The 18,048-nt window shown below is 36.7% G+C and carries 18 protein-coding genes and 1 pseudogene; 3 read left to right on the top strand and 16 right to left on the bottom strand.

Translation table 11 applies throughout. The annotated features are described in order from the left end of the window. Positions 1-65: 65 nt before the first annotated feature. On the bottom strand, positions 66-1,766 hold the full coding sequence (locus tag ACFCYJ_RS09085) for a motility associated factor glycosyltransferase family protein (RefSeq protein WP_376073497.1): 1,701 nt from the start codon (positions 1,764-1,766) through the stop codon (positions 66-68). Positions 1,767-1,891: 125 nt separating this feature from the next. Further along, on the bottom strand, positions 1,892-2,725 hold the full coding sequence (locus tag ACFCYJ_RS09090; RefSeq protein ID WP_376073499.1) for a flagellin N-terminal helical domain-containing protein: 834 nt from the start codon (positions 2,723-2,725) through the stop codon (positions 1,892-1,894). 286 nt (positions 2,726-3,011) lie between these two features. Between ACFCYJ_RS09090 and ACFCYJ_RS09095 the strand changes: the two are divergent. Next, a pseudogene (locus ACFCYJ_RS09095) lies at positions 3,012-4,364 on the top strand (transposase). Between the two features lie 76 nt (positions 4,365-4,440). Here ACFCYJ_RS09095 and csrA read toward each other — a convergent pair. The 14 genes from csrA to ACFCYJ_RS09165 form a co-directional block, all read right to left on the bottom strand. Beyond that, the gene (csrA, locus tag ACFCYJ_RS09100; RefSeq protein ID WP_376073501.1) at positions 4,441-4,659 is read right to left on the bottom strand and encodes a carbon storage regulator CsrA; all 219 of its coding nucleotides are present in this window, start codon (positions 4,657-4,659) and stop codon (positions 4,441-4,443) included. Next, a complete protein-coding gene (gene fliW / locus ACFCYJ_RS09105; protein ID WP_376073502.1) occupies positions 4,659-5,102 on the bottom strand; it encodes a flagellar assembly protein FliW in 444 nt (147 codons plus the stop codon). The genes csrA and fliW overlap by 1 nt, the downstream gene beginning before the upstream one ends. 14 nt (positions 5,103-5,116) lie before the next feature. Further along, positions 5,117-5,680: a DUF6470 family protein gene (locus ACFCYJ_RS09110; RefSeq protein ID WP_376073504.1), complete on the bottom strand. Its 564-nt coding sequence runs from the start codon at positions 5,678-5,680 to the stop codon at positions 5,117-5,119. 121 nt (positions 5,681-5,801) lie between these two features. Continuing rightward, on the bottom strand, positions 5,802-6,713 hold the full coding sequence (gene flgL / locus ACFCYJ_RS09115; protein ID WP_376073505.1) for a flagellar hook-associated protein FlgL: 912 nt from the start codon (positions 6,711-6,713) through the stop codon (positions 5,802-5,804). A 40-nt stretch (positions 6,714-6,753) separates the two neighbouring features. Beyond that, positions 6,754-8,301: a flagellar hook-associated protein FlgK gene (flgK, locus tag ACFCYJ_RS09120; protein ID WP_376073507.1), complete on the bottom strand. Its 1,548-nt coding sequence runs from the start codon at positions 8,299-8,301 to the stop codon at positions 6,754-6,756. A gap of 65 nt (positions 8,302-8,366) precedes the next feature. Next, positions 8,367-8,867 carry a flagellar protein FlgN gene (locus ACFCYJ_RS09125; RefSeq protein WP_376073509.1) on the bottom strand — a complete coding sequence of 167 codons (501 nt, stop codon included), beginning with the start codon at positions 8,865-8,867 and terminating at the stop codon, positions 8,367-8,369. Between the two features lie 27 nt (positions 8,868-8,894). Further along, the gene (gene flgM / locus ACFCYJ_RS09130; RefSeq protein WP_376073510.1) at positions 8,895-9,155 is read right to left on the bottom strand and encodes a flagellar biosynthesis anti-sigma factor FlgM; all 261 of its coding nucleotides are present in this window, start codon (positions 9,153-9,155) and stop codon (positions 8,895-8,897) included. Positions 9,156-9,468: 313 nt separating this feature from the next. Continuing rightward, on the bottom strand, positions 9,469-9,882 hold the full coding sequence (locus ACFCYJ_RS09135) for a TIGR03826 family flagellar region protein (protein WP_376073512.1): 414 nt from the start codon (positions 9,880-9,882) through the stop codon (positions 9,469-9,471). 84 nt (positions 9,883-9,966) lie between these two features. After that, the gene (locus tag ACFCYJ_RS09140; protein ID WP_376073513.1) at positions 9,967-10,557 is read right to left on the bottom strand and encodes a ComF family protein; all 591 of its coding nucleotides are present in this window, start codon (positions 10,555-10,557) and stop codon (positions 9,967-9,969) included. Next, a complete protein-coding gene (locus ACFCYJ_RS09145) occupies positions 10,554-11,921 on the bottom strand; it encodes an ATP-dependent helicase ComFA (protein WP_376073515.1) in 1,368 nt (455 codons plus the stop codon). The genes ACFCYJ_RS09140 and ACFCYJ_RS09145 overlap by 4 nt, the downstream gene beginning before the upstream one ends. Positions 11,922-12,035: 114 nt before the next feature. Beyond that, positions 12,036-12,878: a DegV family protein gene (locus tag ACFCYJ_RS09150; protein WP_376073517.1), complete on the bottom strand. Its 843-nt coding sequence runs from the start codon at positions 12,876-12,878 to the stop codon at positions 12,036-12,038. 467 nt (positions 12,879-13,345) lie between these two features. Further along, complete coding sequence (locus ACFCYJ_RS09155; RefSeq protein ID WP_376073519.1) at positions 13,346-13,888, bottom strand: nuclear transport factor 2 family protein; 543 nt, start codon at positions 13,886-13,888, stop codon at positions 13,346-13,348. A gap of 248 nt (positions 13,889-14,136) precedes the next feature. After that, positions 14,137-14,811 carry a response regulator gene (locus ACFCYJ_RS09160; RefSeq protein ID WP_376073521.1) on the bottom strand — a complete coding sequence of 225 codons (675 nt, stop codon included), beginning with the start codon at positions 14,809-14,811 and terminating at the stop codon, positions 14,137-14,139. Positions 14,812-14,846: 35 nt separating this feature from the next. Then, on the bottom strand, positions 14,847-15,995 hold the full coding sequence (locus ACFCYJ_RS09165) for a sensor histidine kinase (protein WP_376073522.1): 1,149 nt from the start codon (positions 15,993-15,995) through the stop codon (positions 14,847-14,849). A 167-nt stretch (positions 15,996-16,162) separates the two neighbouring features. Here ACFCYJ_RS09165 and ACFCYJ_RS09170 point away from each other — a divergent pair, with 167 nt between their 5' ends. Together ACFCYJ_RS09170 and ACFCYJ_RS09175 are read left to right on the top strand one after the other, a co-directional pair. Beyond that, entirely contained in the window at positions 16,163-16,801 is a 639-nt protein-coding gene (locus ACFCYJ_RS09170) for a YigZ family protein (RefSeq protein WP_376073524.1), read from the top strand. 136 nt (positions 16,802-16,937) lie between these two features. After that, positions 16,938-17,972, top strand: coding sequence for an LCP family protein (locus ACFCYJ_RS09175; protein ID WP_376073525.1), 1,035 nt, complete (start codon positions 16,938-16,940; stop codon positions 17,970-17,972). Positions 17,973-18,048 lie beyond the last annotated feature (76 nt).

The following is an 18,048-nucleotide window of genomic DNA, read 5'->3' on the forward strand; positions in this document are numbered from 1 at the left end:
TCATTTTTTAATTTATCTAATTAATCATTATAATAAATAATTTTTTCATCAACTAAATTATTCTTTTAGATGCTCCTTTCCATTAATAACTCTTTTGTATAATGCTCAATTGTATCAATCGACTCTAGCAATTGTTGAAATATATACAGTGTTCCTTTTATGACTCTTTCGTTTTTTTCCAAACTAGTTTCATTTTGTTTTTCTAAATATATTCTTGAAGCACTATATTTAATTTTACTTATCATTTCTTCAATTGGAATATTTTTGAACGAATTATCAATTTCTAGATTTATGGTCTTTAATTTTTTAATTTGATTTGGAGAAAGTTTTATATTGCCACTTAATAATTTTATTCCTGAATTCAAATGTTTCTTAATAAATGAGTAAATTTCCAAAGATTCTGTTAAATATTTTATAATTTCTTTCTTCGACACGTTACTTTGACTAGCATCTTTAAGAACTTCAAACTTATTTATCTCGTTGATATAAACATATTGATTAATAAATGATATAAAAGAAATTTGATTATAACCTTCTAATTTCACTCCACCTTCTGTACAATTAAAAATCCATTCAGGTTTCTCAAGCAACGTAATTAGTCTCTCAAAATCTCTTTTCATATCATAAAATACGGTAGATGTCAATACCGGTTTCTCATTATAACCTTTGATAAAAAAGTGCATCTTTTCATCCAAATCTGACAACTCAACAACTTCAAACCTTTCATTATTTTCAGCGTGTGTTTGATTATTTGTATAAGCTAAATCCTGCCCTATTAAAGCTATTGGACCTGAAGAAATGAAACGAGCAACGTGTAAACTATACTGGGCTACAGTTCCTCCCCCCCTTATTAGAGGAACTTCAATCTGAAATTTATTCTTTAAAATACTTTCCAAGTCACCTGATTTTATTCCAAACAAATATGCTACACTATTGAACGATTTTCTAATTTCACTATAGTTAGAAGGTGTGTAAATTAATCTTGAGTTATCGAATGTATTATTTCTAAAGTGCATATAAGCTTCTACTGAACCATCGATAGCAACAACATAATCAGGGACAATATCGTAGGCTAATAACGAATTAATTGTAGATCCCGCTGCTATAATAATTACTTTTTTTTCTATTTGCTTCAATAAAGGTAGCTGTTTTGTTAACGATGGTCCTCCTGATGCAACAATAACTGGCATCTCGTATTTATTCCTTAATACATTCAAACTCACATCTGTTTGTAAATAGAATAAACTTTTAATAATATTCTTTTGCCATAAATCAGTACTTTTATAGATTGTATTTATATCAATGATACTACGATATTGACTTTCTTTAACTTGTTTTAGTACCTCTAGATGCAATTTTCCAAAAAATTTATCATAATTTGGTGAGACAACAACTGTAAAAGCTGTCTGATAATCTTGCACTTCCATTTTTCTTAAGAAATATGCTAAATGTTCTATCTGTTCACTCTTAAAAAAAACTAAGTTCTTTTGTTCTTTATGTTCTTCTTGAACATTAATCAATTCAGTTTCCATAAATGGATCAATAACTATTAGTTTCTCTTTAAATTGGAATTTATTCAAAAAAGCGTTAACTATATATCCTGAACCATATCCAAGTAATATATGTATATTGTTTTCTTCAAATTTATTATGAACAAATTGCTCAGCTTCTCTAATTGGATTATATTTACTATGCAAAAAAAAGTTATTTATTTTTAAAATAGGTAAATCATTCTTACTATAAAGGTGTTCTATTTGAAACTCCATTTCTATGCTCCCCTTAAAATTTATCATATCTATTTTATCGGTAGTAATTATGAAATATAAACTACTAATCTAAAAAACCGTAGACTCTTTGAAAAGTCTACGGTTTAAAGTTCAAATATTAATTGTTATTGAAGTAATTGAAGTACACCTTGAGGTTGTTGGTTAGCTTGAGCTAACATAGATTGTGCAGCTTGCATCAAGATGTTATTTTTTGTAAAGTCCATCATTGAAGCAGCCATATCTGTATCACGAATACGCGATTCAGATGCTGTTAAGTTTTCTGATGCAGCGCCTAAGTTATTGATAGTATGCTCTAAACGATTTTGGGTTGCACCTAGTAAAGAACGACCAGCAGATACTTTTTCTAACTCACTATTGATAGTTTCAATTAAAGCAGTAGCAGTATCATGATCTTTTACATTTGATGATGTAAGTTTACCAACAGCTGATTCAACAGAAGTTAAATCAATACCTGAAGTTGTGAAATCTACTTGCATGGCTTGAGATGCATTTGCACCAACTTGTAAGTTAACAGTTGCAGCAGAACCATCTAATAATTTCTTAGTATTGAACTCAGTTGTATCTTTAATACGAGTGATTTCTTTACCAAGTTCTGCAAGCTCGTCACCAATTGCATTACGGTCTGCAGTTACGTTTGTATCATTTGACGCTTGTACTGCAAGCTCACGCATACGTTGTAAAATAGAGTGTACTTCGTTTAATGCACCCTCAGTAGTTTGGATTAAAGAGATACCATCTTGAGAGTTTTTAGAAGCCATGTCTAAACCACGGATTTGTCCACGCATTTTTTCAGAGATAGAAAGACCTGCAGCGTCATCGCCAGCGCGGTTGATTTTGTAACCTGAAGATAATTTTTCTAATGCTTTAGAAGTTTGAGTGTTGTTGAAAGCTAGGTTACGGTGTGTGTTTAAAGCTGAAATGTTGTGTTGAATTCTCATTTGGAATTCCTCCTTGAATGTTTGTTTTTGTTATTCCACATCCGTGTGGAATATCGGTTTAGGTAGTATGTATGTACTTCCTGCCCCTTACACTCTATATATCGTAATTAGTTGGAAATGTTTAATAGATTTTAGAATTTTTTTTATTTTTTTATGTAATTGAGTTAATTTCATAATTCTAATCCCTTTAGCATCAGGGATTCTGAAACAATAAAAATCGGGCACCTCCCCAAATTCGGTATAATGGTAGCGACGAAACTAACATACTGAATGAGGTGAATGCCCTATGACTATTGTAAAACAAATGAGCCTATTTGACATCCAAGAATTATTGGAAATGGAAAGTTCCCGTCGTTTTGATGCAATTTTCGCCACTTTCGACGTACAACCTATTTTTCAGTTATTTTTAAAAAGAACATTGCATGGTGCCCCACGTGAACTAAACTATGGTGCGATGATCCAATCACTGATTATTCGCAATGTCGAGCGTATTCCAACGATCAAGGATTTAATCAAACGTTTGGTCAATGACCCTTTATTCCGCTTAGATTGTGGTTTTCTTGTTTCAAATGTTGTGCCTTCTGAAGCGTCTTATTCGCTATGATCGACGTCATTAGTCAATCAGATGTCTGATTTCATGCAAGATACATTGATTGAAACAGCCTTTATAGAAGGGTTACTTTGTGATGAGCACCTCGCGATCGATGCCACGCATTTCGAATCACACGATGCAGCGAAACCTTCTGAGAAAAAAGGACCTACACCACCCAAAAAACGGGGACGGAAATCAAAAGAAGAACGCGAGGATTGGCTTACGAAACAAGCGGAAATTAAAGCCAATCAGTCGACTTATGAAAAAGAAATCAGGCATCAACTCGATACACCCCTGGAGACACTGTGGCAAGATGCACCCATCGAACCGAATTGGGGCATCCAAAAGAACAGTGACGGCAAAAATACGTTTTGGTTTGGCTTTAAAGGTCATCTCGCCGTGACAACAAAAGGGCAATATATCGTTGGACGCCTCATGACATCTGCCAATTTGTCAGATAGTAAAGCCGCGATTCCTCTTTTAAAGAAAGTAGAGAACCAATTTTCTGAACATTTCACGACCGCTATATTCGATGCAGAGGATGATTATGAACCAATTTACCGTCAGCTACATAAGTATCAAATGCGTACAGTCATTCCCTATAATGTCCGTAATGAAGGCGAATATCTTGGATTTGATGAGAATTTCAGACCGACATGTGTACGTGAACATAGCTACCGTTACGACAGCTTCGATGAAAAGTACCGCACACTAAAATTCACAAGACCAAAGGAATGTGCAACCTGTCCGTTACGTGATGATTCCCTCTGTCAGAAGGGTTTCAAAATCAAATGTGACACGGATTTACGGAAATTCACGTATCCAGCACGTGGCTCTGAACTTTGGAAACAACTTTATAAGGAACGTACCACTGTAGAACGTGTGAATGCTTATTTAAAACAATATTTTCAGTTAAACAACATCCGTCATAGAACAGGAAGAAAAGCCAAATTTCATTTCAACCTGGTGACGTTTATTTATAATGCCTGCAAGTTGGCAGTGGATCGTCTAAATGCTTTATTACAAGTACAAACTCAAGCAGCGTAATTTTTATAAACGTAAGTTTTCTTCAAAGGAGCAGTCTAAGCTCTTGGAACATATGATTTATGAAATTGATTCCAAATTATTTTTTCTTCAGCTGCTCTAAGAAACTTGATGAGGTGGAGAGAGCTTCTCTATTTTGTGCTTGAATGGCTTCAAAAACTTCGGAACGGTGTACTTTAACCGTTTTTGGTGCGACAATGCCGATTTTAATTTGTTCGCCCTCTACTGCTAAAATTTTAATTTCAATTTGATCGCCTATCATAATAGATTCATCTTTTTTACGTGAAAGCACTAGCATTATTTCGCACTTCCTTCCAATGATTGCATTGGGTAGCGTAATGGATAGGATTTATTATCTTGAAGAACAATTTGTTTACCACATTTTGCACTTATATTTATGATTACTGGTGCCAACAGGTTAATGGTAGAGTCCTGGAATGTTTCCTTCATTGTAACAATAGTGTATGTAAGAACATCTTCTTCCTTTTCAATTTGTAATTGCTCTCGATCCTCTTCACTGATGTCAAAGCTATAATCTTTTTTGAAGGCGAATGGATAGGCAACTACAAAGCCAATTTCTATGCGATCAATTGATTGTAATATCGCTAATGGAAGATCTGCATCGAGAGGAAGTATTACGAATTTTTTTTGATCTTCTAATCCTAACAAACCATGTTCAAACGTCAGAATGTCTTGTTCAACAATTTCGACATCACCTAAAAATTTTGTAGCGATTTTCATTAATTTGCACTCCTTTATATGATGACATTAATATCAACATCTGGTCTTTGTACCATTGTACCAGTTACTTTACCAGGTGTGTATTCGTGAATAGGTTTGTTCACCTTTGCGTCAATATTTGGCTCTCTACGTTGGATATTGACGTCTGTAGTACCTGGTATGTAGTCTATTTTAACTGAACCTACAGATGGTACAAACTTAATATTAAATTGCACATGGCGGGGACCGTGGTTTTGTTTCGCAATATTTGGGATTATTGCGCGTCCTTGTCCTTTACCAGAGTTCTCCATCATCTGACGTCCTTCTTTTGCCCTTCGTGCCATTCCCTTGAGAGCCTCTTGTTTTCCTTTTTCTGCGTAGTTTTCGCTTGATTCAAGAGGACCAATTAAACCTAAATCGCGTCTAGCCTGTGAAGAATTGATTTTTAGTACGCCGCGCGTTGTATTTATTTCAAGAATAGCTGCGGGTTGTTCAATATGCTGTGTTGCTTTTGGTTGTTTAATATACTGTTGTGGCTTAGATATATTAAGGTCTATTTTTGCATCTGTTGTATGAATTTGAATTTGCGGGAGTCTCATCTACCTCTCACCTTCCAAGAAAAGCGTTTGAACAAAATGTCCAAACGCTTCTTTTTAATCTTATGCACTAAAATTTCTCAAATCTGATGCTTTTGTAGAAATTTCCATAAGAAAGACTATTTTATCTAATAAAATCTACTAAAGTTTGTTGAATAATCTTTGCACCTACTGATAATGCAGCCTGATGAATGGAGTCTTGAGTTACCATTTCAGTAATTGCTTTGGCATAATCAACATCTTCATTATTAGACAACTGCTTTGTTACACTTACTTCACGTATAGATAATCGATTTTCCATTAATTCTACACGATTTTGGCGCGCTCCGACATCAGCTTGCGCCTCAAGTATTTTATTATGCATAGTTGTAATATCATCCGACGTACTTGTACTACTAAAGCCGCCTAAAGTTGAACTTATTTCATCAGCTGTAGCAAGTGGAACTCTATTCGGATCTAATAAATCAGAAATTTTATTCATTAAATCATCAACACCTTTAAATAAATCAATCCCAGGTGTATTAACATTCATTTGAATCCCATCATAAACTTCAATCTTTACGTCTTCGGAATTTACATTTGTATTAAGTGTACCATTTTCAAAAAGCGGCTGACCTGTTTTCGTACCACTAAAAATATAACGATCAGCAATTTTTGTATTTCCGACATCCTGAATTTGCTGACGAATTTGATCGATTTCAGTTTTAATTTTCGCACGATCTTCTGGAGTATTCGTATCATTTGCTGCTTGAATAACTAGCTCACGCACACGCTTCATCTGCTCACCAACTTGGTTGAGCGATTCATCTGTTGTGTCTAACCAGTTATTAACCTCATTCATATTACGTGTATATTGTTCTACTTGACCTAAATCACGACGATAGCCCATTCCTTTTACTGCAATAACTGGGTCATCAGAAGGGCGAGTAATCTTCATACCTGAAGTGATTTGATCTTGTAGTTTGGACATTTTACCGTAGCTATTATTTAAATTTAAAAGCATATTATTAGATAACATGGATTGCGTTACGCGCATTTTTTAAAAGCCCCTTTCTATCATAATGCTAGAGTATTTTCTATAGTCCTACACGGCCCATGCCGTTAATGATTTTGTCTAATGTTTCATCGACAACTGTAATCATACGTGCGTTGGCATTATATGCTTGTTGGAACGTAATCATATTTGTCATTTCCTCATCAAGGGACACTGAACTAACTGAGGCACGATTACCAGAAAGTGTTACTAATAATTTTTCTGAAGTCATGTTTAAGCGATATGCTTCTTCACCATCTGTTCCTAGTTTCCCGATCATTCCTTGATAAAAAGAGTTAAATGTCGCACCATTTAAATCAGCTTGGCTTTTTGATTGAAGATTAGCTAGTTCAAGTGCAAATTTACCATTTCCTTCTTCATTTGCTGCGTCAGAAGCAGCTAATTTAGAAGGATCTTTTACGAAAACATCATTTACCTTAATATTGCCTGCAGTTATTACTCCGTTTTCCCCAGTAAAGAAATCATCATCATTTTTAACACCTGATAAATCATAACCTTCCTTGTGCAGGTCATTGAAGGCTTTAGCAAATTTAGCTGCCAAATCATTAAGGTCTTCTAATGTTTCAACGTAATAACCTTTTGGCCCATCTGGGCTATCATATCCGTACGAATCAATAAGAGATAACAGTTTCCCTTTACCTGATTCTAACTGGTCATATGTAATGGATTCTGATTTACCAAGTCCACTTACTTGAATAGATGAGAACACATTGGACAAGTCGTTGCCATTAATTTGCTTGGAACCACTTGGATCTGCGACAGTGCCATTTACTTCGATAGTAGCAAAGTCTCTACCATTCACTAGTTCAATTTCCTCTGTACCATATTTGAGCACAACTGTAAGGCTTCCTTCAGCCACAGCACTAGCATTTCCGCCAGATTCGACACGTTTAATGGATACAGGTATGTAATTATTTAATTCATCGATTAACACATCACGTTCATCGTATAAATCGTTCGGTACATGACCATTCGGTTCTACTTCCTGCACTTGTTTATTGATGGCAGCAATTTGCTTTAAGAGTGAGTTGATACGATCCGTCGCTACATTAATTTCGTTTCCTAAATTACCCTGAATTGTTTTCAGCTGCTTGTCCATATATCTAAAGGATTCAGCTAGGTGTTCAGCGCGTTTGATCGCTACTTGACGAGAGGCTGCATTTTCTGGGTTTGTACTGACATCTTGAAGCCCTTTCCAGAACTGTTCTAATGCTGCATTTAAACCATATTGAGACGGTTCGTTCATGATATCTTCCATTTGAGAAATCGCATTTGAACGTGATTCCCAATAGCCTAGCTTGTTTGTTTCTTGACGGACTTGACGGTCGATAAATTCGTCACGGACACGTTGAATCGATCCCGCTTCAACCCCAGTTCCGAGATGTCCTGGATAGTTAGGTTGATTTAAACCTGCTTGTGGGAAACCTTGCGTCGCTTGCATATTTACTCGTTGGCGAGAGTAACCTAATGTATTTGCATTGGAAATATTATGTCCAGTTGTATATAAAGCCGTTTGTTGTGTAAATAAACCGCGTTTACTTGCTTCTAAGCCCATAAATGTTGAGCGCATTTTTTTTCCTCCCTTTTATAACGTTTTTAATTTCAAGCAAATGTTTCTTGCATGGGTGCAAGAAACTATGCTTGAGAATCGAAATATGATTTTTTGGCCATTGAATTTGTGCCGCGAACCTCACTGCCAGAGTAGTTCATTTGCTCAGTCCGAGGTCGTACATTATCCAATGTCAGATTGACAAATTGTAGTGATTGGAACACGAGTTTTTGATTTAAATCGTTTTGTTTTTTTAAGTCATTGATAATTTGCAATAATCGATTGCGAACAGCTGTGAGCGTGTCCTTTTCAGTCTGTTGTTCAGCAGCCTCGATGACATCAGCGACAGTTGCTTTGTCAGTTGAAGCAAATCCTTTTGCCCCAAGGTAATCCGTTACCTGTTTCTGACGCTGTTGCTCGAGCTTTTCAATGGCTGCTACATGTGCCTGCTCATCCTTGAGCATTTGGTCCAGTGCTTCGATATCGCCAGCTGTAATGATTTCGGTTTTTTTAATGGCTAGTTCAAGTAAGCTTTTATGCATTCTTTCTAGTTTTGTTAGTGTAGAACAGATCGTGTCTACAGACATATTGCGAAGCACCCTTTCTGATATTCCTTAGAAACGATAATATTTCAGCATATCTTCTGCCACTTTGCGAGCGTCCACTTTGTATTCACCAGAAGCGATATCTTCTTTTAATTGTTTTACGCGTTCTGTACGCTCTGTGCTGTATGTTGAAATCCCTTGCATCTCCTGTGCAGTCTTTGAAATTTCTATTTTATCTGCGAAGGATGCCTTATTAGTGCTTGATTGTGCATTGCGCACCTGATGATTATAGGCGTTCACTGCATTAATCCCATATGATGTAATTTTCATGTAATCCCCCTATCTAAAAGCTTATCTTCTTATTATTTCGGATTGTCTCACATAATGTTAAGTTTTCAAATATAAAAAAGTGTGCTAATTTTGTTTAAAATTAACACACTTTAGGTCTATCAATTATGCCTCGGCATAATTGCGTCCTGAATCGGCTTTGTGCTTGCACAAAGAATTCCTTGCCGATTCCGTGACATCCGCCGGAGGCTTTGGGCCAATACGATGTTGGTCACTCAGGCGTTTTCACAGGATGTGAAGGTATTAGACTGAGTTCCTCTATTTCAGCGGGTGTTTGGACACTCGTTGAAAGAAGTTAACGTTTTCGATCTGCGTGATAGGTTACACGATCACGATCTACCACACTCTCACGAAACTCTTTCGCCGCTTCGAATGTGCGTAGCTCCGACTTCAATTCATCCTGACATTTTGTACAAAGCTTGCCTGTTGTCGTTAGATGACCGCAGTTATCACATGGATAGCCAAGATTCGGGAACATCGCAGGCTGTAAACGCCCCTTGCGTACCCATTTATACAATAACTCCTCTTCAGCTCCTGTTGCTTCAACAATACGCTCTACTGTCGCCGCACGGTTTTCACGTTTACGTAAAAAGCGATAAACGATTTGATATAAATCTTCTTCAGATTGAGCGCATTTATGACATACTTCTCTGACCCCTATATAATTAAAAAACTCATTACATTTCGGACAATTGCGAACCTCTGCCATCTATTCTTCCTCCTCTTGCATAATAACAACAAAATACGAACCTTATATAACTCGTAATCTATTATACACAACACATTAGCATTTTCATCCATTAATTAGTGTGAAGCTTTTGACATTTTCGGCACCCGCATTTAATAAAACCTCTGTAGCATGCCTTAAAGTTGTCCCTGTCGTTTTTATATCGTCAAAAAGAAGGTATTCTTTATGTTCTACATTAGCTCCTTCTATTAGGCGGAAAAGAGGAGCCGCATGGATTCGCTGCTCTCTATTTTTGGAGCTTTGCGTTTCTGTCGTCGTCTTTTCTAAGAGTTGCACAAAAGGAATATTAGCCGCCTTTAATAACTCCTCCATATGCGAAAAGGTACGTTCCCTTTGCTTAATGGGGTGCATAGGAATCGGTATAATGGTTGCTTTTTCATGTTTGAAGCGCGCATATAGTTCCTGCCGAAATACTTTAGCGAGAGCAACGTCCTGAAGAAATTTATATTGATGTAAATAATCTTTCATCGCATCGTTATATTGGTAAAGTGCTGTTGTTGTTGAGGAATATTCAAATCGAGCTGAGCACCTATCACAAATGGTTGGTTGAAATTGTTTTGTTAAAAGTAGTTTCCATGAGATTGCTGATTGCAAAGGATGTGAGCATAATAAGCACAGTGTTTCAATTTTATTCATGATGAAAATCCTTTCTTATTATAATAAAGAATTTTTGTACGCGCATCATCCATTTCAGTCGTAATGCCATGATGAAAAAATACGACATCTCCATCTGCAAAATTGGCATTTCGACCAACTCGCCCTGCAATTTGTATGAGTGCACTTGAAGTAAAAATGTTTGATTCTGCCCCAATCACCGCAACCTGTACATTCTTGATCGTAATCCCTCTTTCTAAAATGGTCGTAGTCAGTAAACCCGGAACTTCTTCATTTCGTAATTTAAGCACTTTTTCTTTACGTCCAGGATCCTCAGCATGTACTGCCATGATGCTGTCATCTAATAATTGAAAAAGAGGTGTAGCTATTTTCATTAACTCTACTTTTGGGAAAAATAATAGAAAAGGCTCTTTACGTGCAAGGCGCTCCTCTGTCCATTGTTTTAGCTTTCGTGGGATTTTTCCTCGTTTTAAACTTTTTTCATAGCTCCATAGGGAATGAAATCGAGGGACTGGTAATGGACGATTATGATAGCGCTTCGGGATAAATGAATAGCTTTCATTTTGATATTGAGTAAGTAATTTATGCGAAGGTGTTGCTGTGACCAACATTATTGGTGCGTTTTCTGTTTTTGCCTTTTGCACTGCGCTTTGCAACGTTTCATCAAATGTATATGGAAAGGCATCCGCCTCATCAACAATCATGACATCGAACGCTCGTTCAAAACGATAAAGCTGATGAGTTGTCGCCAACACAAGCTGGGCATAGCCAACCTGTTTTGGTGATCCACCATATAAAGCATGGATCATCGTTTGCGGGAAAACTTTTTGAAAGCGTGGATATAACTCTAGCACTACATCTGTACGCGGCGTAGCGATACATACTCGCAAGCCCTGCTCTAACGCATAATGAACAGACGGGAAAAGTAGCTCTGTTTTTCCTGCCCCACATACTGCATGGATAAGGTGGGAACGTTGTGCTTTAACACTTTCTAGCATTTCCTTTGCCGCCTGCTGTTGAAGCACTGTAAATTGCCCCGTCCAATTGAGTGAATGCTTTCTTGTCCTAATTGCGCGAGGGCCTGTCCAAATCATCAATTGCGTACAGCTACTCACTCTGCCCATATTCAGACAATGTCTACAATATATACATTGCTGCTGGCACTTTGAACAATCAAACGTCGTAAATTGCTGAGGATGATCATTATGGCAACGATTGCATTTTAAATGTGGCTCTTTTTGAATCCCTTCTATTATATGGAAGTATTGAAGATTGATTGATTTCTCGATATCTTCCTTGGAAAATGGGGCATGCTCCTTTAACCAAATACGTCCTTCATGAAAATCTCGTAATGCAGGTGGCAACACCCAACCTTTGTATGTCATTGCTTTGCTCCTTTCATGTGGTTTTTTATCGGTGATGTTCTCCGGTTTATCAGTAATAAGCTAAATAAAAAAACAGCCTCTACATAGTTGCTGTAGAGACTGTCTCACTTACTATTATTTTTTTGTCCAGCCTAGACCCATTGAGCCTTCACCTAAGTGTGTGCCAATGACGGGACCGAAATAGCTCAATTTAAAGTTAACGTTCGGGTAAGTTGCTGCTAGTTGTGCTAGCCATTCCTCGGCTTCTGCCTGGCAATTGGCATGAATCACTACAGCGTCCATCGCTTCATACTTACTAGCATCCTCCGCTAGTAGCTCCTCCGCACGCTTTAATGCTTTTTTTCGTGTACGAATTTTTTCAAAAGGTACAATGACCTTGTCCGCAAAATGCAGTATAGGTTTCACTTGTAATAAGCCACCTATTAATGCCGCTGCTGCAGACAGACGTCCCCCACGTTGTAAGTGCGCTAAGTCATCTACAATGAAGTAAGCACGAACTGATTGCTTCATGTCCGCCAATGAAGCGAGAATTTCTTTTGCTGAAACGCCTTGAGCCGCCATTTCAGCTGCTCGTAGAACGTAAAAACCCTGCACCGCACAGGATATTTCACTATCAAAAGTGGACACCTCAATGCCTTCCACCATCTCGCCTGCTTGAATGGCGCCTTGATATGTACCACTGATTCCACTTGATAAATGAATAGATATTACCTCATCATACTCTTTTGCCAGCTCTTCAAAGAGAGCGGCAAATTCTCCAATTGGAGGCTGCGTTGTTTTGGGGAATTCTTTTGCCCCGCGTACTTTATCATAAAATTCAGATGCCGTGATATCTACTTCTTCTTCAAATAGTTGACCTGAGATATTTACACTTAACGGAATCATATGAATGTTCAAGCGTGCTCGTTCCTCAGCCGAAATATATGCAGTACTATCTGTTACGATTGCTGTCCTCATCCATGTCCACTCTCCTATTCTAAATAGTTTACAATAAAAAGAAATGAATGTGAAATGAATTACGACATAACGTAATCTTGTCTAAATGTCGAATAGGAGGAAGTCACTTCACTCTTTCATCATTCTAGACATCTGCTAAATTGACACCCTTTGAAAGAAGTTAAACTTAGCATTCATTTCACATTCATTCCCTATATAGTAAAGAATTTATCTCCTCTTAGCCAAACTAAATTCGCCTGAGGTTGATCTTCATCCTATTAATCCTTTTCTGAATGAGTAAAGGCTCATCACCATAATGAGGGGTTAATTTCCGTTCTAATGAAGCAAGTCCAATAAGCGGTTAGGCGTGATGCTTTTAATCTTTCCGCTACTGCGCTCGCTCTAAGGGCTTAACTTTAACGCTAATGCCCGGGAAATCGCTCAACCTCAACTTTTAGCGATGAGCCTGAATGAAGATATCCTCATTTTTATTTGCCAGTACTTGATTTCGTGTCGTCCATATAAAAGACGCTAGTGACCTTCCACTGTCCATCTTCTTTGACGAATACTGTCACTTGTTGTCCTGCACTTTCATGCTTCACATTTGTTTTAGTTTGTACTAAATGCAATGTTATATTGGAATGGACCTGTGCTTCATTTTCGTTATATTTTATGATTGTATTATCTTTAGCATCTCGTTTAACGTCTGACTCTTTAAATACTTCTATCGTGAATTTTTTTTCTTCATCATAGTTGAACCCTTTTGGATCCTTCGAGAGCGTTTGCATATAACGATCAATTTCTTTTGAATTAAAAGCTTCAATATATTCATTAAAGGCAGCTAATATCGCTTTTCCTTCATCAGCAGGGACATTTTCTGCCTTTGTTATTTGTCCACCATTCATTTCAAATCCGACGGTTCCATCATCAATGATTTTTTGTCGATCTTCCGCACTCATTTCATCTTTTTTATTACCACAGGCAGTTAACATTAATAAGGTAAGAACTGCTAGAAAACTTTTCTTTAACATCAAAAAACCTCCCGCGCATATTGTAGCATATAAATCCCCTTGTAGGAATTTTGTTGTGTATTTTCAACATTTAGGTGCTACATCTTCCTTATGACGCCCATGCTTTTAAAATGTTGCACGATTTAATCGATCCCTATGTATAAATTGTTACACTTTTCGAGGATTCGTTCCTACTAAAAAAACTGCTTTAAAAACTACTAAATAATATAGTAGCCTTTAAAAACAGCTTTAAATTCAGATATATGCTATTAGCGTACTTCAACCCAGCCATTTTTGATGGCTGTAACAACAGCTTGTGTACGGTCGTTTACATTCATTTTTTGTAAAATGCTTGAAACGTGGTTTTTAACTGTTTTTTCAGAAATGAACAGTGTCTCACCAATTGTACGATTCGATTGTCCATCTGTTAATAATTGTAATACTTCACATTCACGTTTTGTTAGCAAATGGAATGGGCGACGAATTTCTGTTTGATGGAAGTTACCTTTATTTTCATGCTCAGAAAGACGACGGAATTCCGCTACTAAATTTTTAGTTACTTTTGGATGTAAATAAGATCCACCATTCGCAACTACTTTAATAGCTTCAACAATTTCGTCAGCATCCATCTCTTTCAGCATATAGCCGAGTGATCCAGATTTTAGCGCGTGTGTTACGTATGTTTCATCATCATGGATGGAAAGCATAATAACCTTTGCATCTGGGTATTCATTAACTAACTCTGCTGTTGCCTCTACGCCATTTTTCCCCGGCATATTAATATCCATTAGGACAACATCAGGTTGATTTTCAGCATATAAAGAAACCACATCTGTACCATCATCACCTTCTGCTACCACATCAAACGTATCTTCAAAATCTAAAATACGCTTTACTCCTTCGCGGAATAGCTGGTGATCGTCTACAATAATAATCTTCGTCATTTGTCTTTACCCCCTAAATTTCTCCAACAATCATTTTACTCTACTTCTAACGGAATTTTAAATAAAACCGTCGTCCCTCGATTTATCTCACTTGTAATTGAGATTGTCCCATCCAAAATTTCGATACGTTCTTTCATACCTAAAATCCCAAAAGAATGGTCTCTTACTTTCTGTGGGTCGAAACCTATGCCATCGTCCTTTACAACGATATTTACGCCATTTTTCAACCACTCAAGCTTTACCCAAATATCCTTACATTTTCCGTGTTTCATGGCATTCGTTACACATTCCTGCACTAAGCGGAAAATAGATACTTCGTAGTTTGATGGTATACGCTTCTCGGTGCTTCTTGATTGGAAATGAACTTCAACACCAGGATTATATTCAGTCACTGTCGATAAGTACTTTTTTAATGTCGGAACAATTCCCAAATCATCAAGTGCCATTGGTCTTAAATCATAGATTATACGTCGCACCTCTGATAATGCATTACGTACCGTTTTCTTTAAATCAGTGATTTCAGCCAAAGCATATTCAATGCCCTTTTCACGATACGTTCTGTCTATTAAATCAGTGCGCATTAGTACATTTGCTAGCATCTGAGCAGGTCCATCATGGATTTCCCTAGATAGACGTTTGCGCTCCTCTTCCTGTGCTGCAATAATACGTATACCAAAATCTTGTTTCATTTTTGCTTGTTCAAGTGCTAAACCAACATTTTTTAAATCTAAAGTTAAGTAATTCAAAACGACATTTACTTGATTGACAATATGATCTGCACGTTCAATCGTATCGAGTAGTGCTCTTAATCTTCTCTCTAAATCATCTCTTTTATCACGTAGCTGCTTTTCTTGTGTTCTAATAACGGAGAGCTTCACTTGAAAATCCTGTGCAGTTTCATATGCTTCCCTAACTTGTTCTTCGGTATAATTATCAAAAGCTTTACTTACTAACACAAGTCTTTGCTTGGCAAGCTGTGTACTTTTTTCTAAAGCATCGCCTTCATCAATAACAATTGAAACTTGTTTTCGAACAATTTCTAGCTCTTTTTGCATATCTTCGAAACTTCTACGGCTTTGTTCGCTTATAATAAAGATATCGTCCTTTGAGCTCATGATTGTTTCTAACATTCGATTAAATATGTCATCAAGCGACTTTAAATCGAAGGTATCATTTGAAAACATAGTTTACTCCCCAGTCTAATGTCTTATGATTACTTACCATTTCAATAGACCAATTACATAGTCTACACCTATTATATCATCACCCTGTTAAAATTTAATGCTTTTTCTTTATGAAAATTATAGAATAGAACTCGAATAGAACTCTACCTAAAAGGAGATTGGTACGGATGAGAGAAAACTATTTAACAGTAAAAGGATACGGAGAAAGCGAAATTGTTATTTCTAAATCTCGCTTCCTTACTTATATAGAACGTGTAGAAACGGAAGAGGATGCAATTTCTTTTATTGAACGCATAAAAAAAATGCATCATAATGCGACACACAATTGTTCAGCCTACATGATTGGTGAGCATGATCATATTCAAAAAGCAAATGATGACGGGGAACCTAGTGGCACAGCTGGCGTCCCTATGTTAGAAGTCCTAAAAAAACAAGGTTTAAAAGATACGGTCGTTGTCGTCACACGCTACTTTGGTGGCATTAAGCTTGGCGGTGGCGGTCTCATTCGTGCGTACGGAAAAGCGACAACAGAAGGTTTACTAGCTGCCCAGGTTGTCGAACGCAAGCTCCATCATTTGATGAAAATTACCGTTGATTACACATGGCTTGGCAAAGTAGAAAATGAAATTCGAGGTTCTTCGTATACTTTAGAGGAAATTCGCTATTTGGAAGGCGTCGACATTATTGTATCCGTGTTAAAAGAGGAGGAAGAACAGTTCCGAAACTGGGTAACGGAAATGACAAACGGACAAGCAAACATTACATTTGAGAATGCTCAATTTATTGAATTTGTTGTAGATAAATAGTTTTAATTGCCGAAACTATTTATGCATAGTATAATTTTAACGTTAAGCTATTTTATCAACTGCATATTATTTCTTGTATTTGTATAAATTTTAGTTTAATCGTATTATAATCCCCATAACTTAGAGGAGAATATAAATGAAAAATAAAAAGTACAAAAAGAGGTCTTCTAAAGCTTCCTTAATTATAAAAGTTTCCCTACTTCTCGTTGCTAGTTTGGCCATTTGTGTAACTGCTTATGGTGTTTATCTAACGAAACAAGTGAAACATGCAGCCGACTCAGCACACGAAAAATTAGAAGGCCGTGAAGTTTCTGCACTTCGCGATAGTAAAGTAGAGCCGATACATGATAATGTATCAATCTTATTTGTCGGTGTTGACGATAGTGATAATCGTGGGCAAGGTTCTGATCATTCACGTTCCGATGCACTAGTTTTAGCGACATTAAATAATAAAACACATACAATTAAAATGCTCAGCATACCACGTGATTCATACGTTTATATTCCTAAAGTAGGCTATAGAGATAAAATTACCCATGCACATGCTTTAGGTGGTACACTGACAACAATCAAGACAGTTGAAAATTTATTAGATATCCCAATTGACTATTATGTACGCATGAACTTCAATGCTTTTATTGACGTAGTCGATGCATTAGGCGGCATTGAAGCTGAAGTACCTTATGCTTTACATGAGTTAGACGAATTCGACAAGTTTACAATCAACCTGAAGCCAGGTATGCAGCATTTAAACGGTAGTGAAGCACTTGCACTCGCAAGAACACGTAAACAAGATAGCGATATTGAGCGTGGTAAGCGTCAACAAGAAATTCTTACAGCTATTATCAATAAAGTAGCTTCTGTTGGTTCTATATCAAAATACGATGATGTCATTCAAGCACTTGGTAATAACATGAAGACGGATATGACATTTGATGAAATGAAATCCTTCTTATCTTATTTAACAAAAGGTGTACCACGTATTGATACTTTAAATTTAGAAGGCACTGATGATATGTCTACTGGTATATATTATTATCAATTAGATCAAAAGTCTGTTAATGAAACAAAAGAAATTTTGAAAAACCACCTTGGCTTAGATGAAACTTCATCAAGCCTCACAAATAACGATACTGACAGTGATTCAAGTGAAGAATCTTCGGTAAATTAACTAGCTTAATAAAACTTATAGCCTTTCCACTTTCAATTCGTGGAAAGGTTTTTTTTATGGAATTCTATTGAAAGTT

This window comes from Lysinibacillus sp. NPDC056232 (assembly GCF_042267565.1).
Lineage (GTDB): Bacteria > Bacillota > Bacilli > Bacillales_A > Planococcaceae > Lysinibacillus.